The organism is Enterococcus casseliflavus (assembly GCF_029215545.1).
In the GTDB taxonomy this organism is placed as follows: domain Bacteria; phylum Bacillota; class Bacilli; order Lactobacillales; family Enterococcaceae; genus Enterococcus_D; species Enterococcus_D casseliflavus.
In genome coordinates, this window is sequence record NZ_CP119393.1 from 2,514,021 (window position 1) to 2,536,691 (window position 22,671).

Below are 22,671 nucleotides of genomic sequence, written 5' to 3' on the forward strand. Positions count from 1 at the left end.
TTTAGGCGTTTCCTTGACGTTTTTGAACGGCAATAATAATCAGTTTTGTGATTTCCATCAAAACAACTGCCACAGCAGCCATTGCGATACATAGACCGACATGTCCTAAAGTGAAGGTTGCTGGAATCGCAAAGACTTCACGGATGCCAGGAATCAAGGTAATGCTGTATAGTCCACCACAAACGACGATCGCCAACCACACCATTTTATTGGCAAAAAGGCCAGCTTGCCAAGCAGTCTCGGTATTTGAGCGTGCTGGCAATGTTTGCAATGTCCGGCTCCAGATAAGTGTTGAGAAGGCCATCGCTACACCTAACTCAGGTGATTGGCTCATCCCTAACCATTGTGCCAAAATCACGACAGCGGCAATCAAAATACCGCGATACGTTACTGAGATCAAAGTTTTTCCAGTGAAGATACCTGCATTTGGATCTCTAGGCTGACGTTGCATGATGGTTGGTTCGGCTTTTTCCATTCCCAGAGCAATTGCTGGTAATGAGTCGTTGACTAGGTTGATAAAGAGTAGCTGCAAGGCAGTAAATGGATTGTCCCAACCCATCACTAAGGCAAAGACGATCGCAATGATCGCACCTAAGTTTCCAGCAAACAAATACGAAATGGCTTTTTTGATGTTGTCAAAGACGTTTCGGCCAACTTCTACGGCACGAATGATCGAGGCAAAGTTATCATCCGTCAAGACCATCGCCGCTGCATCTTTGGCAACGTCCGTTCCGGTTCCCATTGCGATCCCGATATCCGCTTGTTTCAAGGCGGGTGCATCATTGACCCCATCTCCGGTCATGGCAGAGATCTTGCCTTTGTCTTGCCAAGCCCGCACGATACGGATTTTGTTTTCCGGCGAAACACGAGCATAAACCGTGATTTTGTCTAATTGATCCGCTAGTTCGGTTTCAGAAAGAGCATCCAATTCCGTACCAGTCAAGGCTAAGTCGCCCTCAGCTGAAATACCGATCTCTTGTGCGATCGCCACGGCTGTCGTTTTGTGGTCCCCTGTGATCATCACTGTTTTGATACCGGCAGATTTGGCATCTGCTACGGCTTGTTTGACTTCTTTACGAGGAGGATCGATCATTGCCATCAAACCAACCAAAATCAGCTCGTTTTCATCTTCAAGTGTCAATTCTCGTGATTGGGCATCGGTCAATGGACGGTAAGCAAACGCCAAGACCCGTAATGCCCGTTTTGAGAATTCTTCGTTTTGATGCTGCAATTTATTTCTGATTTCATCTGTTAAAGGCACGACTTGATCATCGATCAAGACTTTGGTACTGCGGCCAAAGACGATGTCTGGCCCACCTTTGGTCAACAATAAATGTTCGCCATCGATCTCATGTAAGGTAGACATCAATTTACGATCAGAATCGAAAGGCAATTCTTGCAAACGAGGAAACTGTTGACGAATTGCCCGATAAGGCTGATTTAGTTTCTCACTGTAATCCAGAAAAGCAATTTCAGTAGGGTCTCCTAGCTTCGCCCCATCTTCACTGATGGCAGCATCATTGGCCAAGACACTGATCTCTACTAAGCGTTTTTCAGGCAATGTCCAGGTAGTTGGTTCATCGGAGAACGTGCCCGTTTGCCCATTTGGTAAATAGTAGTCAACAACGGTCATTTTGTTTTGAGTCAAAGTCCCGGTCTTATCGGTACAAACGATACTCGTTGAACCCAATGTTTCAACCGCTGGTAGTTTTCGAATGATGGCATGACGCTTCGCCATTTGTTTTGTTCCGATCGAAAGAACGATCGTCACGATCGATTGCAAGGCTTCTGGAATCGCTGCAACGGCTACGGCTACCGCAAACATAAAGGCGTTGACTAAGTCTTCAGTCATATCACCTGTTCCGTCACCTAAGAACAACCGTGCGACTTGAACCCCTAAAATAATCAATGAAAGGACTAAGATCGCCAAGCTCAGTTTTTTACTGAAGCTGTCTAATCCTCTTTGCAATGGTGTTTTGTGTTCAACTGTACTTTCCAATAAGCCAGCCACTTGACCGATTTCCGTCACATTACCAGTCGCAGTTACGATAAACCGACCACGCCCATAAGTGACGATCGTTCCACTGAAGACCATGTTGTCACGGTCGCCGATCGGTGCGGTACGATCGATCACACCTAATTCTTTTTCCGCTGGCGTTGATTCCCCAGTCAGCATTCCTTCATCGACCTTCAAAGAACCCTCTTCGATCAATCGACCATCTGCTGGTACATAATCCCCAGCTTCTAAAATAACGATATCGCCGACAACCAATTCTTTCGCCAGCACACTTTGTTCTTTGCCATCCCGAATGACGTTAGCATCTGGAGCCGACAGGCTTTTCAAAGCGTCTAACGACCCTTCGGCTTTTTTCGTTTGAATCACACTGACGACGGAATTCAACAAGAGTACTGCGAAGATAACGATCGACTCAACGTGGGCACCCATAACCATTTGGATGATTGCCACGATCAGCAAGACGATCACCATCGCATCTTTGAAGGTATCTAAGAATAAGGCAAAGCTAGATTTCTTAGGTGCTTCCTTCAGCTGGTTCAAGCCATTTTCTAACCGCTTGGCTGCCTCTTGCTGCGTCAACCCCTCTGGACTGCTCTGGACCTCTGCCATAATTTCCGAGATTTCTTTTTGATACATTTCTTTCGCCAATTTTTTTGCCCCTTTTAATTTTATTTTCCTTAGGCACTCTGCTAGAAAAAAAGAGACCTAAGACAAGTATACGCTTGTCTTAGGTCTCACCATTTCAAATAATACCAGAAAGCTGTCGCCAGCTTACTTACTGTTGATATTATCGCAGCTTGCGCCACCGGTTACTCCCCTAAGGAATAATAATAAGAATGTATCATTATCATAACGGAAACTTTTGTGCTTGGCAACTATAAAACATCAATTTGAAAATTTTTTGAAAACATTCTTTTTGTTCCCATTCCTTTTTTTCTGTTACACTAAGGAAGAAAGAAATTTGTACGTTACAGGAGGAAAAACGATGGATCTTTTTGATACTTTTACCCGCCATAGCTCTGTCCGAGATTTTCAACCCCGCCCACTATCAAAGGAACTCAAGCAAAAATTAGTAACGGTTGCCCAGAGCGGTTCCAGTTCGAACTTTGTTCAAGCCTATTCGATCATTGAGGTCAGTGATCCTGAAAAACTGGCTGCCATCGAAGAAATTGCCGGTGCCCCAAATTACATCACTCGAACGGGCGTCTTCTATCTTTTTGTCGCCGACTTACATAAACACCAGCAGCTGCTGACCCAAGTAGGGGTGCCTGATACCCACTTAACCACGATGGAACCATTTATTGTGTCTGTCGTTGATACGACCATCGCTGCCCAAAATATGGTAGCATATGCTGAAGCACAAGACTTAGGAATTTGCTACATCGGCGGCATCCGCAATGATTTGCCTCGTATCGCAGAACTCGTCGGCTTACCAAAATTGACGTTTCCGTTATTCGGTTTAACGATCGGCTATCCGCAACACAGAAATGAGCCGAAAGTCCGCTTGCCCCAAGAAGCGATCGTAAGTGTCGATCAGTATCAACCGCTGACGCAGGAGCAAACAGCCCAGTACAACCAAACGACAGAAGCCTATTATGCACAGCGCAGCAGCAATCAACAGCAAACCAATTGGCAAACGAAAATGACGGAATTTTTCCGTGAACCGCGACGTCCAGATGTCGCTGCCTTTATGAAGCAACAAGGCTTCTCAGACTACTTCGGTGAATGAGGACACTAATTACCACGGGAAAATAAAAAACGATCTTTGGCAAGGAATCTTGTCAGGATCGTTTTTTGCTTAGTGTAAAAAATCAGGTTCAGGCTGCTCTTGTATCTTTGTCGCGCTAATTAACGTGCGGCTTCTTGTGCGGTTTCGTTGACGGCAACTGCCTGCTCACATTTTTCTATTAATGCTACTAACGCTTTATCTAACACTGCTTCATTTTCGGAGGTTCGCTGACTGATTTGCATCATAGGCTGCGCCGCAAGATCCAGCAAATAGGTAGGGATTGCTTCTTTTTCAGCAAAAGTGCCCTTGATCAGCGGCTGGTAGACAGACTCGCCACAGGGTCCGGTTTTGATAAAGGCTAGTTCGAACTGCGCCTTCCCTGACAAACGCAACCGATAGACCCCTTCTTTGGTCAGCAGTTTTTCATCGGCAAAGCGTGCCTGTAATCGTGCGAAACGTTCGTAATCCATGGTATCTGCTCCTTTTTGATTCCTTCTTTTCTCTAGTGTAGCAAATTTCTTGTTAGCATAACATCTTTTTCATAGAGAACGCCTCCTTTTCCTCGTTTGGTGATTTTCCACTTTACAAACAGAACAAACGTTCGTATAATTCAAGTGAGGTGAATGCGTATGCCAGCTGCAAAAATCGCTTATGCAAAACAAGAAACCTATGCATTTGAAAAACACTATTATGAATTGGTAAACTTTCCCACACCAGTGGCGCTTTTGTTTGATGAATTCTCACTGACGATGGAGCGCAATCAAAAATCGTATATTGCGATCCCCGCACGCTATTCCGTCTTAAAGGTTCCGCTCGTCTTTGTTTTTCGACTAGAGACTAAGGATGCGCCTGTTTATTATTATGAGCACGTACTCGCTGAAAATAAGATCATTCGCCGCTACAACCCCGAGCGTAACTATTTGCCCGGCGGAAGATAGACCAATGGTTCAACCCGTTTGCCATACTTAGCGGTTGCACTCTCCTGATGCATATCACCGAGCAGCAGTTCGAATATTTGTCATCAAAACGAAACCCCTCTATACTAAAAAGAAAGGGGTTTTTCACAATGACGAAAAAACCGCCGCAAACGTCTGAAGAAAAGGAAGCCGCTTCTAACAATATGGGACTGGGGATCGGTGTCGGAATGGCATTAGGTGCTGCATTTGGACTGCTGTTTTTTGACAATCTAGCATTAGGCATGGGTTTAGGCATCGCACTAGGTGTAGCGATCGGTGCGGGCATGGATCAAAAAAGCAGTAAAGACAAGAAATAGCTGTAGCAAGGATCTGTGTTTATCTGTTATAGCTTGCTGCCCAGTAAATACCAAAAAAAGCCTAGGTTCTGCACTTGTTGTGCAGGACCTAGGCTTTTTTACTTCGAGCAATATTCTCGAAAGCAGCTGCTTCACAGTTGGTTACAGCAGATTTCTTTTCGCCATTTCTGCGCGATACAGTTCATAGACCGCATCACTTTGCTTTGCATGGCTGCGGTAAAAGAGCCCATAAGAGAAAATCGCTTGGAAATTGCTTCCTTGATTTGCTCGTGCTACAGCGTGGTACAAATTCGCCAACTGCTGATCAGACATCTTCCCGCTTTTGATTCGTTTGGCAACTGCTTTTTGGGAAAGGGTAAATAAAATCGTCGTAAATACTTGATAAACCACCCAAATCGCCAGAATAACCAAAATAAATTTCACCAAATCAGGCATCACTTTTCAACTCCTTACAAAAAGTAAATCATTCAGATGATTTGATGTCAATAATAAATTGGGACATTTTCAGTAATAATAGACACAAAGATTTTTAAATTACCACAAAAGATGATGTTCTTTCAATCATCAGAATTTCTGAATTGATACTCTCCTCTTAAAAAAATATTGCCTATTGTTCAGTATTTATGACACTGGTACAATAAAAAAAGCAACAACTCTTGCTTAAGACTACTAGGTACTAGTGAAAAATAAGAGCGCTACCATTGCAATCAGATCTGTAGAGAATCGCGAAAAAGGAGTTGTACACTATGTTAACAAGTTACCCTGCATTGTTTTATTACACCGATACAGACGAAAGCGAAGTGAAGTATTTTATTTCTTTTCCTGATTTTCCTGAGCAAGTCGACACTCAAGGCTTAGACATCGCCGATGCTTTATTCATGGCATCCGATTGGCTCGGAATCGTTTTGGCAGATTGTATTGAAAATAATCGGGAGATTCCGCTCTCTACCCCCATTAATTGTTTATCACTGGAAGCGAACAATCCATTTATAGACGATTTAGATTTTGAATTCGATTACGACAAAGAAAAATCATTTCTATCGATGGTCCTTGTTGATGTTTCAGAATATTTAGAGAATCAAACCTTCGTCGAGAAAAAACTGGCGATTCCTCAATGGGCGGATAAACTAGGACGAACTATGCATTTAGATTTTTCAGAAATCCTCACTGACGCAATCCTAAAGAAAAAATGTAAAGACTGATTGCTTCTACACCTCATCACTATGAGGTGTTTTTTACTACTCATCCCCCTGTTCCATACTAAAAAAGTGCGGCATTCTCTCACATGAAAAAGATACGAGAATGCCGCACGAAACGTTCAATTGTATTTATTTAGCGAGTGAACAGACCCAATCAATCTCTCTTTATTTCGCCAAACGGTAGATAGCATCTGCATAGATCACCGCTGCGTTGAATAGGTCATCCAAGCTCATGAATTCATTGGCTTGGTGCATGGTGTCGACATAGCCAGGGAACATTGCGCCATAAGCAACGCCGCGTTTCAATAGACGGCCGTATGTGCCGCCGCCGATGATTTGTTCGAAGCCTTTTTCGCCGGTATGTTCTTCATAAACCGCCAATAAAGTTTCTACCAATGGATCATCTGCTGGCACGTAGTGAGGTTCCATGTTGCGGTCATTGCGGGTAACGGTTGCCCCTTCCATACCGACGGTGCGTTCCACACCGATTTCAAGTCCTTCCGCAGTTACGCCTTTAGGATAACGGAAGTTCAATGCGATAAAGTTGTCTGCTTGCGTTCCTGCTTGGTTCGCTTTGAAAGCAAACAAGCCAGCATTCATTGTCAATTTACCCATTTTTTCGTCTTCGTACGCCACACCTAATTTTTCACCGTAGAAATCTTCATGGACATAGGCTGCTGCTGCATGGATGAATTGTTTTGCGCCGCCGCCAAAGGCATAGTTATCTAAGAAGACTGCTAAGAAAGTCCCCGCATTGATTCCTGATTGTGGGCTGGCACCATGAGCACCTTTACCGACTAATTCGATCGTCACTTGTTCATTTTCTGTTTCAATCGTCCCCGTCACTGGATTGGCTTCAACGTAATCGAAAAAGGCTTTTTCGATCGCTAATGCTTCTTCTGTTGATGGAGCAATGAAGCTTGCTGTTGCCGTTCCTGGTACCATATTTTCTCGCAAGCCAGCAGTAAAGCTTTGCAGCGTGAAGTCTCCTTCATTGTTGCCTTGGAAATGGATCCCTAATGTCACATTCCCTTTTTCTCCATTGATGATTGGGAAATTGGCATCTGGTGAGAAGCCAAAATCAGGCTTTTCTTCATGCTCAAAGTAGTAATCCATATCTGCCCAGCCGCTTTCTTCATCAGAACCAACGACAAAACGGATTTTTTTCGATAATGGCAAGCCCAATTCTTTGATGATCTTCATCCCATAATAGGCAGCCATTGAAGGACCTTTATCATCAGAAGAACCACGAGCATAGATTTTGTTGTCATTGATGACTGGATCATAAGGATCGGTTGACCAGCCGTCACCTGCAGGAACAACATCCATGTGGCCGAAGATCCCTAATGTTTCGTCTCCTTCACCAAATTCGATGTGACCAGCGTAGTTATCGACGTTTTTGACTGTGAAGCCATCACGTTCGCCATAAGCTAGCATGTGTAGCAACGCATCACGAGGTCCAGGACCAAATGGCGCATCCGCAGTCGCTTTATCATCTTCTCTTTCACTTTTCACTTTCAATAGATCAATCAAGTCGTTCAGCAAATCGTCTTTGCGGGCTTCGACCTCTTTTTTCCAATCGATTGTCATAGTGTTCCCTCCATTTCTGTTCTCGCTATTTATGATAACACTCTTAAACCAAAAAAGGAAAAAAAATTGCGCCTTTTTCCATGGGTCTTTTCTATGAAATTTCTAGGAAACAGGTATAATAAATATAACTCGATTTTGATTAACGAAAGGAGTCATTGCATGGAGCAACTTGATTCTGCAATTTTATCCAAAGTGATCCAACAGCGCCCGACAAAAAGCCACAAAGGCACTTTTGGCCGAGCCGTTTTAGTAGGGGGCAACCGCCAATTCGGTGGGGCGATCTTAATGGCTGCGCAAGCCTGTGTGTATGGGGGAACTGGTTTGACCACCGTGATCTCCGATGGCGTCAACCGAACCGCCCTGCACGCCCGCTTGCCTGAAGCGATGTTTGTCGATTGGCAGCAAACAGAACTGATCGATACGGTCACCGAATCGGCAGACGTCCTACTGATTGGTCCTGGATTAGGCGAAGGAAAAAGCAATTTTGATCTGCTGCAGCGGATCGTTTCTGCCCAAAAAGAACACCAATGGTTGGTGATCGATGGTTCGGCGATCAATTTGGCTGCCAAATATCCGCTGATCATCCCCTTTCCTGAACAAGTCGTCTTCACGCCGCATCAGATGGAATGGCAACGGCTCAGCGGACTGGCAATTGCCGACCAGACAGAAGAAAACAACCAGCAAGCCCAACAAAAACTCGGAAGTCTGGTAGTCTTAAAAAGCCATCGCACACAAATTTACGGTAGCAACATCGCCCAAAATCCCCTCGGAACACCCGCTATGGCGACTGGTGGGATGGGTGATACGCTGGCAGGCATGATCACCAGCTTTTTGGCACAGTTTGAAAAAACAGAGGAAACGATCCAAGCGGCTGTCTATCTCCATAGCCTGATTGGCGAAGCATTGGCAAAAGAGCACTATGTCGTTTTGCCGACACAAATCAGTGCCGCATTGCCTCAATGGATGAAAAAGCACCAAGCAGCCGATTCAGAATGATTTCTGATAAACCTTTCATCAAAAAAACGTCCCTTTCTGCATTTGTCGAAAGGGACGTTTTTTCCAATGGTCAGCTAATTGTTAAAATAAACCACTCGCACTTCATACGGCGCCAAGGTTGCTGTTTGAGGGACTGCTTGATTGGTCTCTAAATCAACGACTTCTTTGATCAAGTGTAGTGTCTGCTCTTTCTCAGAAAAATTCATGATGAAAAAGTACGTTCGTTCTGGACTGAACCTGCCTTGGATCGAGACTGCAGGATTGGCATGCGCGATCCTTTCCTCTGCCAAGGACAGCTCACGGACCAAAGAGGCATAAAACTGTTCGAAAAAGTCATAGTTGGTGCGAGCCGCCAGATAGTAGGCGGTGCCGGCACCAAAGGTATTTTTGGTGATCGCAGGTGTTCCTTGGTAAAAATCCGCTTGATACTCCCCTAGTACCTCCGCTGTTTCGGCTTCGATGATTGCAGAATAGTCCCGTGTTTCAAAGGACTGTCCTTGAAAAACCACTTGATTGTGTTCAGTGTCAAAAAGAGTTTCCAGCTCCAACACGTTGATGCCTAATAACCCTCGCAACGGCTGTGGCAAGCCCCCCAGATACAACAAGTCGGTTTCATTGACCATGCCGCTAAAGTAACTGGAAATCAAGGTACCACCGGCTTGTGTATACTGGCAAAGTTTTGCCATCGTCTCCGATGTCATCAAGTAAAGCATCGGAGCGATCACCAACTGATAGTCAGAAAAATCTTGCTCTGGCGTCAAAATATCGACAGCGATGTCTTGTTCCCAGAAATAACGATAATGCTCCTGCAACGTTTGCGGATACCGTCTGGTAGGTCGACCAAACCCGCCGCCTCGCTTCAATGCCCAGTTGCTTTCCCAATCAAAAAGGATCGCCACTGCTTTTTTTCTTGTGGTTCCTTGAATCTCTTTGATTTTTTCCAAGCGCTTGCCGTAAGCCGCAACTTCTTTGAAGACCCGATTCTCCGTGGAATCATCATGTCCCACGACTGCCCCATGGAATTTTTCTGAATTGCCGCGGGATTGGCGCCATTGAAAATACAAGGTACTATCTGAGCCGTGAGCGATCTGCTGCATGGCACTCAACTGATGGACACCAGGCTTTTTCGCTTTATTAAAGGAATGCCAGTTAACAAAACTCGGCGTGCATTCCATCACTAAAAAGGGCTGTTTCTTCAATGACCAGTACTGGTCATGCACATAGGCGGATTTCATCGCTGTCGCTGCCAAGGATTCAAAGTTGTTGTTCCAATCAGGGTAACTATCCCAGCTAACGATGTCCACATGACGAGCGAACTTGCTGTAGTCAATGCCTTCTAAAGGAATAAAATCTTGGGTAGCATGTCCTTCCGCCATAAAATTCGTCGTCACAGGAATGTCCGGTGTCAGCTGACGGATCGGCGCACATTCATGCAAATAAAAATCGATCGTCCTATCTGTGACAAATCGTTTCCAATCAAGATCCATGCCATGCACTTTGTGTTCCCCTAAAGGTGAAGGCGGTAAAACCTGCGACCAATCGGAGTAAGTACCGCCCCAAAAAGAAGTCCACCAGGCATGATTCAACGTGGCTAAATCACCATATTTTTTTTGCAGCCAGCTGCGCCAGTTTTCCTGACAATAGGAGCAAAAGCATTCCCCAGAGTACTCATTGGAGATATGCCACATAGCTAATGCCGGATGCTTGCCGTAACGTTTTGCCAACTGCTGATTGATTTGCGTCACCTTTTCCCGATAGATCGGTGAAGAGTAACAGTGATTGTGGCGAAACCCATGGGTATGTTTTTGCCCTTGGGCGTTGGTCCGATTGACTTCAGGATACTTTTGGCTTAGCCATTGAGGCCGCCCACCGCTAGGAGTGGCCAAAATGACTTTGCCGCCGATGCCATGGATCTGATCAAACACTCGATCCAACCAGTCAAACTGATAAACGCCTTCTTGCGGCTCTAAGGCACTCCAAGCAAACACCCCTAATGTGACGGTGTTGACATGGGCTTGCTGCATGTAGGCAAGATCCTTTTGCAAGATTTCTGGATAAGCCAGCCATTGATCGGGGTTGTAATCCCCGCCATGCATAAACTGCTGATCAAACAATTGATTGCTCATCATTCTACTCCTTTTTTGGCTTGTAACTGGTAGACAAATGATTGAAAATCGCCAGTGACTTGCGCTGTTCCATGGTTGACGGCATTAAACTGATAGGGTTTACGCAACCCTAATTGCTTTAACAGCTGACCAGAGACAGTTTCGCCATTGACCTGGTACACCTGTTGGGCATTAAGAAAGGCTGCGGGCAAAAAGTCTTCCGCCGTCGGATTGGCTTGTGCCAACACGCGAAAGAAAGCAATCAAGGCTTCTTCGTTTTGCGGATCATACACCGCCCAAGTCGTTTCATTGGCATGGTCCAACTGCTGCAGCTGGTAAAAAGTGCCAAAGGTCAGCAATTGCCGCTGTTTTTTATAAAAGACGATTTGGGATTTGATTGCCTGCTTTTCAGTTTCAGACAAATGAAAGAGATCGAGTTCATACCCCAAAGGCCCAAACATTGCGACGGTTTGCCGAAAGTCTAAAGACGTTGCCCGGCCGACTTGGTGGTTTGGTGCCGCCGACACGTGATTGCTGAAGGAGGACAAAGGATACCCTAACAACGTTCCGCTTTGGATGGCTAAACGTTCCACTGCATCACTATCATCACTAGGCCAAATCTGCGGACTGTAAAATAAGATCCCTAAATCGTATCTGCCCCCGCCGCCAGCACAGCCTTCGATCAAAAGGGTCGGAAACGCCGCTAAGATTTTTTCATATAAGCGATAAAGACCTAAAATGTAGCGATGATAAAACTCCGTCTGAGAAATCCCCTGTTCTGCTAAATAGTGAGAGTAAGCTTCAGTGATATTGCGGTTCATATCCCATTTGATGTAATCTAGCTTGGTTTCAAGGATCACTTTTTGCATCGCTTCGAAAATCGCCTCGACCACTGCTGGATTGGCAAAATCCAACACGTATTGTCCGCGCCCCACAGAGATCCGCTCATAAGGATGCTTGACTACCCACTCAGGATGCTCTTGGTACAACTGACTATCCGGCGAAACCATTTCTGGTTCAAACCAAATCCCCAGTTGCAGCTGCATGGCATGAATTTTCTCAGCAAAAGACCCGATTCCATTTGGAAATTTGGCAGAGTCCGCCACCCAATCGCCTAATGAACTGCGGTCGTTGTTACGTTTTCCAAACCAACCATCATCCAGCACAAAGCACTCCATCCCTAACGCCTTGCTTTCTTGGGCTAAGGTCAACAGCTTTTCTTCATTAAAATCAAAATAAGTCGCTTCCCAATTATTAAAGACGATCGGCCGCTGCCGCTTTTGCCAATAAGGGGCAATCACATGCTTTTCGATAAATTGGGCGGATTCTTGACTCAAGCCATTCAGACCAGCAGCGGTGAAGGTGAAGAGACATTCTGGGGCTTCAAAAGTTTCTCCTTGTGAAAGCTGCCAGCTGAAATGCTCAGGATGTATCCCCAACATCAATCGAACGTTGTCCCATTCATCCATTTCCGCTTGCGCCAAAAAGTTGCCCGAATAAATCAGGTTGGCACAATAGACGTGACCAGTGTCATTGGTGGCTTGCTGTTCTTTTAAGGCGACAAAAGGATTGTGCTGATGACCAGACGCTCCTTTTAACGAGCCGACACTGATCGTCCCTTGGGTCAAAGGGACCGTCTTGATATGCCGTTCTTTCAGCCATGCGCCTGAAAGATGCAGCAGTTCAAAATCGCGATTTTTCAGCTCCAAGACACCACTTAAAAAGCGCTGGATGGTTCTCGGCTTGCTCCCCGTATTGGTCAGTGTTTGCTGCCGCGTGATGGTTCCTGATCCTTTGAAGATCGTATAGGTGATCGCCATTTCCAGCTGCCGCTCTTGATCTACTAATTCAAAGACGATGCTTTGGCTTTCATCAGCAGAAGCAAAGCTGGCTGGTTGCGCCAGCTTTCGTTCTTTGCCCTCAAAACAGTGAAAAGCCACAAGTTTAAAATCAACATAAAGAGGGGTTTCTTCCTCAAAAACCGACACTGCCCCTTCTCGAAAATCAGAAGTCCCATACGTTGGCAATTCTTGAAAACGGTCCGCCAAGGTAAAAAGATTGTCTGCTTCAAAAAATTTGACGGTTCCTGCCGATTTATTCTCTTTTTTCTCAAGGTACGCTTGATCAAACGGCGCCAGTGTGCCTAGAGATGGCCCAAAATAGACATGACCCAGTTGCTGATTTGGTAACACATTTATGATATAACTGATTTTTTCATTGTATAAGTGAAAGAGTTGTTCATTCCTAATTTCTATCATTGCTATCCTCAATTTTCCCCATTTTTTTCATTTGTCCCTACTCGTTGACAAGCTGCTTCAAGATAACGCAAGCGTTTTTTGACGCCGCGATTGAAAAAGAATTTGTAAAACAGCGCCGCCAGCATAAAACTGTAGGTTGTTTTCTGCTGCGCAAAACGGCTTTGTTCCGAATACGTGACTTGCAGCTTCCCTTTTCGGCCTGGTGCAAAACTGTACCGTTGATCGATCACTCCTTCTTCATGGATCGTACGAAGCCACAGCTCATCCACGGCAATTTTTTTGACCGTCATGACGGCAGGTACCAACCGCGGGGCGGTTTTGGTTTGGATCATCGTTTCAATACGGCAGCCTTCCCCGAACGGTTCTTGGGCTTGTTTGGCTAGAAAGAATTTCTCTTGTTCCGCCAATAACACACGGGAAAAGTCCGTAGGTGTGGTATTCATTTGATAACTGCAAGACAATGTATCGGTTCTCATCACAAATTCCTTTCTAAAGGGTGCGCTATTGCATTCCTTTCCGTTTCTGGGCTTATCTTTCTTCTACCCTTTGATTGATCGTTTCAGATGCCGCTTGTTCATTTAATGCCGCTTCCGCTTTTTCTTCTTTCAAGTACCCGCGATCCATTACGATCAAGAATGGCACCCAGATCAAGGTCATTACGGCAACCGTCACTAACTGTAAGATTGCGCCGGCAACAGAACCCGTGCCTAACCAACCAGATAAGAAGACCGGGGTCGTCCAAACAACCGTTGCTCCAATTGGTCTTGGCACCAAGCCTGCGGCAATCGCAAAGTAAGAGATCGTCGTACTGGCTAATGGCGCTAAGATCCATGGGACAAAAGCGATCGGGTTCAAGACGATCGGCAAACCAAAGGTCATCGGTTCAGATACGTTGAAAACAGATGGAGCGATCACCGTCTTCATTAATTTTTTCATCCGAATCGAACGAGCGATAAAGAAGGCCATTGTAATCGAGATCCCCAGCTGCATTCCTTGATTGACGAACACGCCCATAAACGTAGTGTTAATGATATGGGGCAATTGTTCAGCCCCTGCTTTGTAAGCTTCATAGTTTTCAATCGCTAACGCATTCATGATTGGATCGATCACCGCATTGACCACTAGTGTCCCGTGAATCCCAAACCACCAGAAGAATTGGGTGAACAAGACGGCGATCAGTACTGCTGGCAACGTACCGCCTAAGCCCATCAATGGTTTTTGCAAAATCTCATAAACGAAATCAACGGCATTGCCCCATGAAGTAAAGGTGAACAAGTAGCGGATCAAATTGAAAAGGAACAACGGTGCCGCACCAGGAATGATGGCGACAAAGGATTCTGCGATCATTGGCGGAACCGAATCTGGCATTTTGATCGTCAGCCCAGCCGCACTGATTTTGCAATAGATCTGCGTAGCGATAATGGCCGTGATGATTCCGACAAACATTCCCTCAGCCCCTAATTTCGACAAGGGGATCACTGTACCTAACTCTTCGGATGAGCCAAAAGGCAGCAGCATCAAAAACGAAGACAGTGAGATGGCACCCGCAAATAATTTGGCTTGTCCATACTTGCCAGCCAACTGATAGCCGATCCCAAAAACAACGAAAATAGCGGTGATACTCATGGTCGCATTTCCGATAGGACCAAAAAAGTCGTTTAGAAACGTGATGAATCCCTCTGGAAGTTTTTCCGAGAGTCCGAAAGTAGCAGGCAGATTTTGAATAATAATCATAATTGACGCAAACATTGTTGCAGGAAAAGCGACCATAAACCCATCACGAAGACTTAACAAGTATTTGTTGTTGGCAATGATCTGAGCAAAAGGCACCATCTTTTCGGCTAATTTATCAATAAACTTCATTTCGTTTTCTCCTTTATTTTTAACTGTAAACGTTTACTACAATCAGTATAGTTGTTTAGTTAATGTTTACACAACCCCTAAAATAAAAAAAGATCAGACGTCACTGATCTTTTTCGGCAATCGATTCTCTAATGATCAATTCACTGCCACAAACGACGCGAACAGGCATCGTCCGCACCCCAAGGATTTTATTTTTCGCTAATTCGACACTCATCTGCCCCATCTCTTCAGCTTTCATCTTGACGGAAGACAGTGCGGGCGTCATAAATTGCGCCATTTCGATATCATCAAAACTAACGACTGACACATCTTTAGGAATTGATAGCCCCGCTTCAGCGAGTGCCTTGTAAACCCCGACAGCCATAGGATCGCTGGCAACGACGATCGCTGTGGGGCGAGGATTCATTTGCGCGATCTGCTGACCAAAATGCAAACCAGTCTCTGGTGACCATTTCCCCTGCAGCACGGTTGTGAACTTTTCCAATTTATTGAGCAGCATCCATTGGCGATAATTTTCTGCTCGAATCTCTTGTTCATCGTAAACGACTTCGCCAGAAATCGTCACTCGGCTGGCAACACCGCCCACAAAGGCAATATTCTCATGGCCCTTCTCTTTTAACAACGTGAGGATCTGGTGAGTCTTTTGGGCAAAATCGGTTTGGATGCAATCGTAGCTGGGTGCTTCACTATAATTATCCACCAGGATAATATTGGCATTTTGCTGACTGATCTCTGCCAAAGCATCGCTGGTCATCTCTCCAATAATAATGACTGCGCCATACTTCGCCAATTGTGCCAAATCTTTTTGAGGCTCCCGCATGGAAAAGGCCCGAATCGTTTTTAAGCGCCACTTCGCCGCTTCCTTTTCGATCCCATTGCGGATCATCATAAAATACGGATCGTTTCTTTCCGACTCTCGATCGTGGCGGGTAATGATGGCAATCGTGTTTTGGTCGCCGACGTCACGGGAATGGGATTGATTTTTTTCTTTTGAGTAGTTCATTTGGTTGGCGATCTCAATGACTCGCTGACGCGTGTGTTCATTGATACTGAAGGTTTCATCATTGTTAAGGATTCTAGAAACACTTGCTACCGACACCCCGGCTAATTTCGCGATATCTCTCATACTTGCCATAATTGCACCTCATCTGTTTACTGTTTACTAAATTTACATTCAGCATAGGCATAATTTTTGACCCTGTCAACCTTCTTTTCACAAAAAAACCGAAACTCCTTGGCTTTTCACTAAGGAAGTTTCGGGATACCCATTTGTTTTCTATTTGAGCGCTCGGTCACAGAGCACGACATTGACCAGATACAAGGTGCTGATCCCTAAGACCAATAAGTAGACAGGACCAAACAGGAAAAAGGTCAAGACAAGCGTCACTGTTGCTAAAAGATGTGCCTGTACTCGTTTGGGTGAACGAGCAAACTGATAAAAACTATAAAACAATGAGCTGGGCTGCTGCGGATAGGTGTGAAGCAGCCTCGTTTGATAAAGTAAGACCAAGCAAAACAAGCCAAAGGTGAACGCTAACGCGTAACTAGCGATCTGAAACAGCGGGTGCTGCAAACGGCTAAGGATAAAGCTGTCGGCCAAAAGCAGCAGGAAGAATAGACTGAGCAAACGGTCTTGCCCTTTTCTTGTTGTCCACTGTTGATGAAATGCCTGCTGAAAACGAGCTTTGCTGCTTGCCTCCAAGCCATCGTTACGCAGTTCCGTCAACGTCTCGATCAATGCTCGACTAGCAGTGGTACTCGTGATCAAAGGCAAGGAATACAACAGCCACATGCCTTGTAAAACCAGTAAATGCGGAAGCCAGTTGATGCCAGTCAACAGCGCTTGGTTTAAGCGTTGCGGGGTAACTTTTGTTCTCATCCTTTGGAACCTCCCGTCAGATCCATTCCCTCAATAAAGTAGCGTTGAGCGAGGAAGAACAGCAAGATCGTCGGCAATAGCACAAGCGTTGCTCCTGCCATCAAGTAGTTCCACTGGGTGGTTGATTGATTTTGGAAAACTTGCAGGCCAATCTGCAGCGTGTACTTTTCTTGGTTTTGAATATACAGTAATGGGCCTAAGAAATCATTCCATGCCCCATTGAAGGAGTTGATGGCAATCGTGATCAGCGCGGGTTTCGTCAATGGGATCATTAGATGGCTCCAAATATAAAGATGATTGGCGCCATCGATCTTAGCGGCTTCGATCAATTCATTGTTGACGGACAAGTAAAACTGCCGCATCAAGAAAATGTTAAAGGCGTTGCCGAAAAACGCTGGAACGATCAGCGGCAGATAGGTGCCGACCCAGCCGATTTTGGAAAACAAAACATATTGCGGGATCATCGTCACAAAGCCAGGAATCATCATCGTAGACAAGACGAGGGCAAAGATCAGATTTTTTCCTGGAAAGGCCAATTTTGCAAACCCATAAGCAATGAAGGAATTTGATAAGACATTCCCGAAGACCACTAAGACGGTAATGAATAACGTATTTTTTGCATACTGCCAAAATGGAAAGGCGTTGATAGTCTCCAAATAATTGCCAAGATTGATTTCTTCTGGGAAAAAGGTCGGCGGGTAGCGCACGATCTCCTCCATCGGTTTCAATGACGTAAAGACCATCCACAGCAACGGAATCAGCAGCACGATCCCGATGATCGACATCACCACATAGCTGATGATTTTTTTGACTCGCTGTTGGCTTGATTTGCTTCGTGTTTTTGTCGTCATTTCCATTAGCTGCCACCTCCGGTATAGTGAACCCAGCGTGGTGCCAGCTTGAGATTGATAAAGGTCAAGACTAAGACGATCAAGAACAAGATCATCGACATGGCCATCGCATAGCCCATATCAAAGGCGACGAAGGCTTTGTTCCACATATGCAAATTATAGAAGAGCAGCGAATTTGCAGGACCGCCGGTACCATTTTTGGTCATCACGTATGCTTCTTGGAAAATTTGAAAAGAACCGATCGTTGAAGTAATCACATCATAGAAGATGATTGGCGTGATCAAAGGGATCGTAATATTTTTGAATTTCGCCCAAACTCCCGCCCCATCGATCTCAGCCGATTCATACAGCGTCGGTGAAATATTTTGCAAGGTAGCTAGATACAAGAGCATCGCGCCCCCCGAACTCCAAATCTTCATCAAAATCAACGCTGGTTTCGTCCATTCGGGATCAAACAGCCATGCTGGGCCTTTGATATTGAACCAGCTCAAGAAGGTATTGATCAATCCTGCGGAAGGAGATAATAATTGCATCCATAAGACGTAGACGGCAACCCCTGAAAGGATCGCTGGCAAGTAAAAGGTGGTTCGGAAAAAACTGATTCCGCGGATTTTTTGATTCAATAAAGTGGCTAGAAAGACACTGAACAACGTGGTTAAGGGAACATTGAAGACTACAAAATACGCCGTGTTATAGAGAGATTTCCAAAACAGGGTATCTTGCGTGAACATGCGGGTAAAGTTCTTAAAGCCGATAAAATTCATTTTCGACGTCAGATTGTAATCGGTAAAGCTTCCTACGAAGGAAAACAGCATGGGCCCTAACATAAACACCACGAACCCAAGCAAAAATGGTGCTACGAAGAAGTAGCCCCAAAGAGCTTCTTGCCGTTTACTTTTTGAACGCTTCTTTGGCATTCCTTCCACTCCATTCTATTTTTACTCATTGTTTGTTCAAGAAAACATGTCCGCTTCGCAAAGCAGAAAGCAAAGCCCAGTCCGCTAACCGACTGGACTTTCCTTCTTTTTTAAAAACGCTCGTTTTGAGGTTTATTTGTTTTGCTCAACAAGATCTTCCACCGCTTTTTGCGCATCTGCCAACCCTTCAGCCGGTGTTTTGCTGCCTAGCATGATTTGGTCGATCTGTTCATTGACAAGACTACTGAAGTCAGGCGCTGTCAATGGCACAGGCGTGATCACCGTATTGGCAAAGTTTTCATCCGCCATTTGGTAGATCATTTGGCCGTTTTCATCTAGATTGTCGTTGTTGACCAAGTTTTCGTTGGCTGTCCGATTCGCCATGATATCAAAGCTCTTCTCACCAAATTTCTCTTGAACTTCTGGTGTCGACAAGTATTTGATAAACTCATAGGACGCTTCAGGATCTTTGGCACCGTATGGCACTTCTAGGACGAACCCGCCGCCCCATGACCAGTGACCAGAGCCGCTTTCTTTTTCAGGAATTTGAATGACCCCAAATTCAAAGTCATCTGGTGCATTTTCCGCCAAACTTGAGTAGTAGTTGATGTTTTGCGCACGCATCGCCACTAATCCAGAAATGAATGGATCGGCAACCCCTGAACCAAATTCAGCTTCTAAGCGATTGATGGTATCTTGACCATAATACTCTTGCCAGTCTAAGATCCATTCCAACGCTTCCACTTTGTTGTCTGTATCGATTTTGACGTTCTCATCCTTGTCAAACCAGCTGACGCCATCGTCGGCATTCAACGCCCACACGTCAGCGCCTAGATTCCACAATGGGTAAAAGCCGATCCGCTCAAAGTCATCACCGTTTTTGACATCTAATTTACGAGCAACTGTTTCTAACTCCTCCCACGTTTGTGGCAGTTGCTCTTCACTGATACCAGCCTCTTTAAAGAGTGTCTTATTGTAGAAAATCACTTGCGTATCTGTATTGAAAGGAACGGCATAGGCATCCCCTTCGTATTCCACTGTATCCCATAATTGCGGATAAAATTCATCAGAAAAGCCCTCTTCGATATACTCACTTAAATTCGTTGCTTGCTGCGCTTCTGCCCGCTGAGCAACAGAATTGATATCTTGTACAATAACATCAGGCGGATTGCCAGCAGTGATCGACGACAGTGATTTTGTCCAAATATCGCCCCAAGGCTGGTAGCTGTATTTGACCTCGATTTTATCTTGTGACGCATTAAAATCATCAATAATTTCTTCAATTACTTCTTGTCTTGCACCAGACCCCCAGAAGGACCAAAAGTCCAACGTCGTTTTGCCATCTGCTGACTCATTCCCCGAGGAATCAGCGGTTTCACTGTTGCCGCATCCTGCCGCCAGTACACCAACTGAAAAAAGCAAAGTCCCCATATAAAATAACTTTCTCATTTAACCTAACCTACTTTCATTTATTTTTAATGTACTATTTAAAAGCTATCACTACTTCTTCTTTTCAGCAAACAAAAAGCATCGTGATTCGAATAAAAAAATAACGTTTTTACCGTTTCTCGACAAGAAGAGCGTTTTCTTTGAAAATATAAAAAAAGTGGGGCATCATAGAACTAGCACCTATTTTTCAACCTCACGTCAGACCATTTGAAAAACGATGTTTATAGAAAGGGAGTAACCACATGCTAGTCATTGTCGATATGCAAAACCAAATTCTCGATGAAGAGAACGAAGCGTATGTGCCAGATGGCGCCGCTCTCGTCAAACGAATCGCCAAGCGCCTAGAACAAGCGCGGGCGGATGGGGAGTACATTTTACACACCCGCGACATTCCAATCGAAGTCAAAGGAACGCCTGATGAAGAAGCCGATGCCCTGCAGCTGATCCCAGAACTTAAGCCTCTCGAAAATGAAAAAGTCGTTAAAAAATACTATTACAGTATTCCACCTGAAGTCTTGATCGATATAAAGAAAAATCTATTTGAACCTGAAGAAGAAAAGAAAATCGAAATCACTGGTGTTGAAACCAACATCTGTGTCCTTTCCAATACCATCGAGATCCAAAGCGCCTTTCCTGACGCTGATTTTACTATCAATAAAACATTAGTCGCTGGTAAAAACCACGAGTCACAAGGACTCGACATCTTACGAGACTTCAATGTCGAAATCATTGATGGCACAAAACAAACCAATGACCAATAGGTAACGAAAGCTCCCTGTTCAAGGAACAGAGAGCTTTTTCAATTTGATTATTCATTTAATTCATTGAGCCATCTAATAGCTCGGTCGGAATTTCAATCCGAACCTCATTTTCAGTCTGACAGTTTGGACATATGAAGGTTCCTTCGATGGCTTCCTTCACTTCCCCGTAAGCATAATGAATAGCGATTTCATCTTCTGCCAATTCATTCGTTTCCAACGGTGGTACCATGGTTAATTGCCCCTCGCTGTCTTCTTGTAAATGAACGACCAGCTTCCCATCAAAGTTTTCATTGCAATTGGTGCAGGAAGCTTTTCCTCGAATCGTTAGATCCATGATCATCCCTCCTCATTTCTTGTCACTGGTGATGCAGGTTCCGTTAGATACTCGTAACGCATGCATGCTTCACTTTAATAGTGTCACGCTTTCACTTTTTTAGCAAATCATCTGTTTTTCTTTTTTTAAACCATTGATGAAGAAAAAACAAATCAACCGTTTTGAGCGTTTTCGTTGTCAAATCCTTAAAATCCTTGCAGAATTAAATTATCTGTTACTAAAAAGTAAAAACGTGTTGTTGAAAAAATTAGTGATTGTCCGAACTTATCTGAACAAACAAGGAGGAAAAATGATGCAAGCAGTAACCTGGCAAGGAAATCAAAAAATGGACGTTCGACGTGTAGAAGATCCAACGATTTTAGAACCGACGGATGCGATCATCCGAATCACCGCAACCGCAATCTGCGGCTCTGATCTCCACCTTTACCACCATGGCGGCTCGGTCTTGGAAGAAGGCTATGTCGTTGGTCACGAACCAATGGGTATTGTCGAAGAAGTTGGCAGTCAAGTACAGAAACTAAAAAAAGGCGACCGTGTCGTCATCCCTTTCAATATCGGTTGCGGCCATTGCCACTTTTGTCAAAATGAAATGGAAAGTCAATGCGACAATTCTTCAGAAGATACATTGTATGGTGGCTTATTCGGTTTCGGAAAAATGAACGGTAACCACTGGGGCGGTCAAGCCGAATTCTTGCGCGTACCTTTCGCAGATTTCACCTCGTTTATCGTACCTGAATCAACGATCCCTGATGAAAAAGTATTGTTTTTATCTGACATCTTACCTACAGCGTATTGGAGCGTCCAAAACGCTGGCGTCAAAAAGGATGATACCGTGATCGTCTTAGGATCAGGCCCAGTTGGGTTGTTTGCCCAAAAATTTGCCGTGATGGCAGGCGCTAAGCGGGTGATTGCCGTGGATCCTGTTGCTCATCGCTTAGAAAAAGCCAGCAGCTACAATCAAGTCGAAACATTCCAATTGGATGATTTGGCTACTAGTGCTGATGAACTGTATGAGCTGACCAAAGGTGGCGCTGATGTGATCATCGACTGTGTTGGGATGGATGGTTTAGAACCCGTCAAAGAAAAAGCCAAAAACCTAGTCAGCTTACAAAGTGGCACGATCTCACCGATCCAGATGGCCGCCAAAGCAGTCAAAAAATTTGGTACCGTCCAAATCACTGGTGTTTACATGACACCAGCTTCTTCTTATCCATTGCAAGAATTCTTTATGCGCAACATCGATGTCAAACACGGGCAAGCACCTGTGATCCATTTGATGCCAAAAATTTATGACATGATTGCGGACGGTTTGTTTGACCCGTCACAGATCATCACCCACACGATGCCTTTAGCAGATGCTGCCAAAGCGTATGAGATTTTTGACAAAAAAGAAGACAAGAACATCAAAGTTGTCTTGAAACCTTAGCACAAACAAAGGAGCAGTGATAGC

At 44.8% G+C, this 22,671-nt stretch carries 21 protein-coding genes; 7 read left to right on the forward strand and 14 right to left on the reverse strand.

Annotated elements, in window-relative coordinates:
* Position 1: 1 nt before the first annotated feature.
* Positions 2-2,653 (reverse strand): cation-translocating P-type ATPase, encoded by a 2,652-nt coding sequence (locus tag P0G38_RS12095; protein ID WP_074535117.1) that lies wholly within the window; start codon positions 2,651-2,653, stop codon positions 2-4.
* A gap of 349 nt (positions 2,654-3,002) precedes the next feature.
* Between P0G38_RS12095 and P0G38_RS12100 the strand changes: the two genes are divergently transcribed.
* The gene (locus tag P0G38_RS12100; RefSeq protein WP_074535005.1) at positions 3,003-3,746 is read left to right on the forward strand and encodes an NADPH-dependent oxidoreductase; all 744 of its coding nucleotides are present in this window, start codon (positions 3,003-3,005) and stop codon (positions 3,744-3,746) included.
* 119 nt (positions 3,747-3,865) lie between these two features.
* Here the strand turns inward: P0G38_RS12100 and P0G38_RS12105 are convergent, their stop codons facing one another.
* A complete protein-coding gene (locus P0G38_RS12105; protein WP_074535004.1) occupies positions 3,866-4,216 on the reverse strand; it encodes a hypothetical protein in 351 nt (116 codons plus the stop codon).
* A 159-nt stretch (positions 4,217-4,375) separates the two neighbouring features.
* Here P0G38_RS12105 and P0G38_RS12110 point away from each other — a divergent pair, with 159 nt between their 5' ends.
* The gene (locus P0G38_RS12110) at positions 4,376-4,684 is read left to right on the forward strand and encodes a DUF5960 family protein (protein ID WP_240934852.1); all 309 of its coding nucleotides are present in this window, start codon (positions 4,376-4,378) and stop codon (positions 4,682-4,684) included.
* A 128-nt stretch (positions 4,685-4,812) separates the two neighbouring features.
* Positions 4,813-5,019 (forward strand): glycine zipper domain-containing protein, encoded by a 207-nt coding sequence (locus P0G38_RS12115; RefSeq protein ID WP_034857684.1) that lies wholly within the window; start codon positions 4,813-4,815, stop codon positions 5,017-5,019.
* A 141-nt stretch (positions 5,020-5,160) separates the two neighbouring features.
* Here P0G38_RS12115 and P0G38_RS12120 read toward each other — a convergent pair whose 3' ends face one another.
* Positions 5,161-5,454: a hypothetical protein gene (locus P0G38_RS12120; protein ID WP_005234725.1), complete on the reverse strand. Its 294-nt coding sequence runs from the start codon at positions 5,452-5,454 to the stop codon at positions 5,161-5,163.
* Positions 5,455-5,765: 311 nt separating this feature from the next.
* On the opposite strand from P0G38_RS12120, the gene P0G38_RS12125 reads away from it, so the two are divergent.
* Positions 5,766-6,221, forward strand: coding sequence for a type II toxin-antitoxin system HicB family antitoxin (locus P0G38_RS12125; RefSeq protein ID WP_074535002.1), 456 nt, complete (start codon positions 5,766-5,768; stop codon positions 6,219-6,221).
* 162 nt (positions 6,222-6,383) lie between these two features.
* Here the strand turns inward: P0G38_RS12125 and pepV are convergent, their stop codons facing one another.
* Entirely contained in the window at positions 6,384-7,808 is a 1,425-nt protein-coding gene (gene pepV, locus P0G38_RS12130) for a dipeptidase PepV (RefSeq protein ID WP_005225493.1), read from the reverse strand.
* 159 nt (positions 7,809-7,967) lie between these two features.
* Here pepV and P0G38_RS12135 point away from each other — a divergent pair, with 159 nt between their 5' ends.
* On the forward strand, positions 7,968-8,804 hold the full coding sequence (locus tag P0G38_RS12135) for an NAD(P)H-hydrate dehydratase (RefSeq protein WP_074535001.1): 837 nt from the start codon (positions 7,968-7,970) through the stop codon (positions 8,802-8,804).
* A 74-nt stretch (positions 8,805-8,878) separates the two neighbouring features.
* On the opposite strand, the gene P0G38_RS12140 is transcribed toward P0G38_RS12135, so the two are convergent.
* The 9 genes from P0G38_RS12140 to P0G38_RS12180 all read right to left on the reverse strand — a co-directional run bounded on the left by P0G38_RS12140 (position 8,879) and on the right by P0G38_RS12180 (position 20,126).
* Positions 8,879-10,933, reverse strand: a complete 2,055-nt coding sequence (locus P0G38_RS12140) for a beta-galactosidase (protein ID WP_081343843.1) — start codon at positions 10,931-10,933, stop codon at positions 8,879-8,881.
* Positions 10,930-13,167: an alpha-galactosidase gene (locus P0G38_RS12145; RefSeq protein WP_074534999.1), complete on the reverse strand. Its 2,238-nt coding sequence runs from the start codon at positions 13,165-13,167 to the stop codon at positions 10,930-10,932. Before P0G38_RS12145 ends, P0G38_RS12140 begins: the two co-directional genes overlap by 4 nt.
* Positions 13,168-13,175: 8 nt before the next feature.
* Positions 13,176-13,643 (reverse strand): hypothetical protein, encoded by a 468-nt coding sequence (locus P0G38_RS12150; protein ID WP_074534998.1) that lies wholly within the window; start codon positions 13,641-13,643, stop codon positions 13,176-13,178.
* A gap of 52 nt (positions 13,644-13,695) precedes the next feature.
* On the reverse strand, positions 13,696-15,030 hold the full coding sequence (locus tag P0G38_RS12155; protein WP_008379001.1) for a PTS sugar transporter subunit IIC: 1,335 nt from the start codon (positions 15,028-15,030) through the stop codon (positions 13,696-13,698).
* A 100-nt stretch (positions 15,031-15,130) separates the two neighbouring features.
* Positions 15,131-16,165 (reverse strand): LacI family DNA-binding transcriptional regulator, encoded by a 1,035-nt coding sequence (locus tag P0G38_RS12160; RefSeq protein WP_074534997.1) that lies wholly within the window; start codon positions 16,163-16,165, stop codon positions 15,131-15,133.
* Between the two features lie 141 nt (positions 16,166-16,306).
* On the reverse strand, positions 16,307-16,909 hold the full coding sequence (locus P0G38_RS12165) for a hypothetical protein (RefSeq protein ID WP_074534996.1): 603 nt from the start codon (positions 16,907-16,909) through the stop codon (positions 16,307-16,309).
* Positions 16,906-17,766 carry a carbohydrate ABC transporter permease gene (locus P0G38_RS12170; protein ID WP_005225484.1) on the reverse strand — a complete coding sequence of 287 codons (861 nt, stop codon included), beginning with the start codon at positions 17,764-17,766 and terminating at the stop codon, positions 16,906-16,908. The genes P0G38_RS12165 and P0G38_RS12170 overlap by 4 nt, the downstream gene beginning before the upstream one ends.
* Positions 17,766-18,677: a carbohydrate ABC transporter permease gene (locus P0G38_RS12175; protein WP_275851373.1), complete on the reverse strand. Its 912-nt coding sequence runs from the start codon at positions 18,675-18,677 to the stop codon at positions 17,766-17,768. The genes P0G38_RS12170 and P0G38_RS12175 overlap by 1 nt, the downstream gene beginning before the upstream one ends.
* 132 nt (positions 18,678-18,809) lie before the next feature.
* On the reverse strand, positions 18,810-20,126 hold the full coding sequence (locus P0G38_RS12180; RefSeq protein ID WP_008379010.1) for an ABC transporter substrate-binding protein: 1,317 nt from the start codon (positions 20,124-20,126) through the stop codon (positions 18,810-18,812).
* Between the two features lie 242 nt (positions 20,127-20,368).
* Between P0G38_RS12180 and P0G38_RS12185 the strand changes: the two genes are divergently transcribed.
* Complete coding sequence (locus P0G38_RS12185) at positions 20,369-20,887, forward strand: isochorismatase family protein (RefSeq protein WP_194193090.1); 519 nt, start codon at positions 20,369-20,371, stop codon at positions 20,885-20,887.
* A gap of 55 nt (positions 20,888-20,942) precedes the next feature.
* Here the strand turns inward: P0G38_RS12185 and P0G38_RS12190 are convergent, their stop codons facing one another.
* Positions 20,943-21,227: a hypothetical protein gene (locus P0G38_RS12190; RefSeq protein ID WP_005225480.1), complete on the reverse strand. Its 285-nt coding sequence runs from the start codon at positions 21,225-21,227 to the stop codon at positions 20,943-20,945.
* 286 nt (positions 21,228-21,513) lie between these two features.
* Between P0G38_RS12190 and P0G38_RS12195 the strand changes: the two genes are divergently transcribed.
* Positions 21,514-22,647, forward strand: a complete 1,134-nt coding sequence (locus tag P0G38_RS12195) for an alcohol dehydrogenase catalytic domain-containing protein (RefSeq protein ID WP_074534994.1) — start codon at positions 21,514-21,516, stop codon at positions 22,645-22,647.
* Positions 22,648-22,671 lie beyond the last annotated feature (24 nt).

What these genes read in the sequence shown, in the direction of transcription:
- P0G38_RS12095 (WP_074535117.1), bottom strand. Translation starts at nt 2,653, where the DNA reads ATGTATCAAAAAGAAATCTCGGAAATTATGGCAGAGGTCCAGAGCAGT.
- P0G38_RS12100 (WP_074535005.1), top strand. Translation starts at nt 3,003, where the DNA reads ATGGATCTTTTTGATACTTTTACCCGCCATAGCTCTGTCCGAGATTTT.
- P0G38_RS12105 (WP_074535004.1), bottom strand. Translation starts at nt 4,216, where the DNA reads ATGGATTACGAACGTTTCGCACGATTACAGGCACGCTTTGCCGATGAA.
- P0G38_RS12110 (WP_240934852.1), top strand. Translation starts at nt 4,376, where the DNA reads ATGCCAGCTGCAAAAATCGCTTATGCAAAACAAGAAACCTATGCATTT.
- P0G38_RS12115 (WP_034857684.1), top strand. Translation starts at nt 4,813, where the DNA reads ATGACGAAAAAACCGCCGCAAACGTCTGAAGAAAAGGAAGCCGCTTCT.
- P0G38_RS12120 (WP_005234725.1), bottom strand. Translation starts at nt 5,454, where the DNA reads ATGCCTGATTTGGTGAAATTTATTTTGGTTATTCTGGCGATTTGGGTG.
- P0G38_RS12125 (WP_074535002.1), top strand. Translation starts at nt 5,766, where the DNA reads ATGTTAACAAGTTACCCTGCATTGTTTTATTACACCGATACAGACGAA.
- pepV (WP_005225493.1), bottom strand. Translation starts at nt 7,808, where the DNA reads ATGACAATCGATTGGAAAAAAGAGGTCGAAGCCCGCAAAGACGATTTG.
- P0G38_RS12135 (WP_074535001.1), top strand. Translation starts at nt 7,968, where the DNA reads ATGGAGCAACTTGATTCTGCAATTTTATCCAAAGTGATCCAACAGCGC.
- P0G38_RS12140 (WP_081343843.1), bottom strand. Translation starts at nt 10,933, where the DNA reads ATGATGAGCAATCAATTGTTTGATCAGCAGTTTATGCATGGCGGGGAT.
- P0G38_RS12145 (WP_074534999.1), bottom strand. Translation starts at nt 13,167, where the DNA reads ATGATAGAAATTAGGAATGAACAACTCTTTCACTTATACAATGAAAAA.
- P0G38_RS12150 (WP_074534998.1), bottom strand. Translation starts at nt 13,643, where the DNA reads ATGAGAACCGATACATTGTCTTGCAGTTATCAAATGAATACCACACCT.
- P0G38_RS12155 (WP_008379001.1), bottom strand. Translation starts at nt 15,030, where the DNA reads ATGAAGTTTATTGATAAATTAGCCGAAAAGATGGTGCCTTTTGCTCAG.
- P0G38_RS12160 (WP_074534997.1), bottom strand. Translation starts at nt 16,165, where the DNA reads ATGGCAAGTATGAGAGATATCGCGAAATTAGCCGGGGTGTCGGTAGCA.
- P0G38_RS12165 (WP_074534996.1), bottom strand. Translation starts at nt 16,909, where the DNA reads ATGAGAACAAAAGTTACCCCGCAACGCTTAAACCAAGCGCTGTTGACT.
- P0G38_RS12170 (WP_005225484.1), bottom strand. Translation starts at nt 17,766, where the DNA reads ATGGAAATGACGACAAAAACACGAAGCAAATCAAGCCAACAGCGAGTC.
- P0G38_RS12175 (WP_275851373.1), bottom strand. Translation starts at nt 18,677, where the DNA reads ATGCCAAAGAAGCGTTCAAAAAGTAAACGGCAAGAAGCTCTTTGGGGC.
- P0G38_RS12180 (WP_008379010.1), bottom strand. Translation starts at nt 20,126, where the DNA reads ATGAGAAAGTTATTTTATATGGGGACTTTGCTTTTTTCAGTTGGTGTA.
- P0G38_RS12185 (WP_194193090.1), top strand. Translation starts at nt 20,369, where the DNA reads ATGCTAGTCATTGTCGATATGCAAAACCAAATTCTCGATGAAGAGAAC.
- P0G38_RS12190 (WP_005225480.1), bottom strand. Translation starts at nt 21,227, where the DNA reads ATGATCATGGATCTAACGATTCGAGGAAAAGCTTCCTGCACCAATTGC.
- P0G38_RS12195 (WP_074534994.1), top strand. Translation starts at nt 21,514, where the DNA reads ATGCAAGCAGTAACCTGGCAAGGAAATCAAAAAATGGACGTTCGACGT.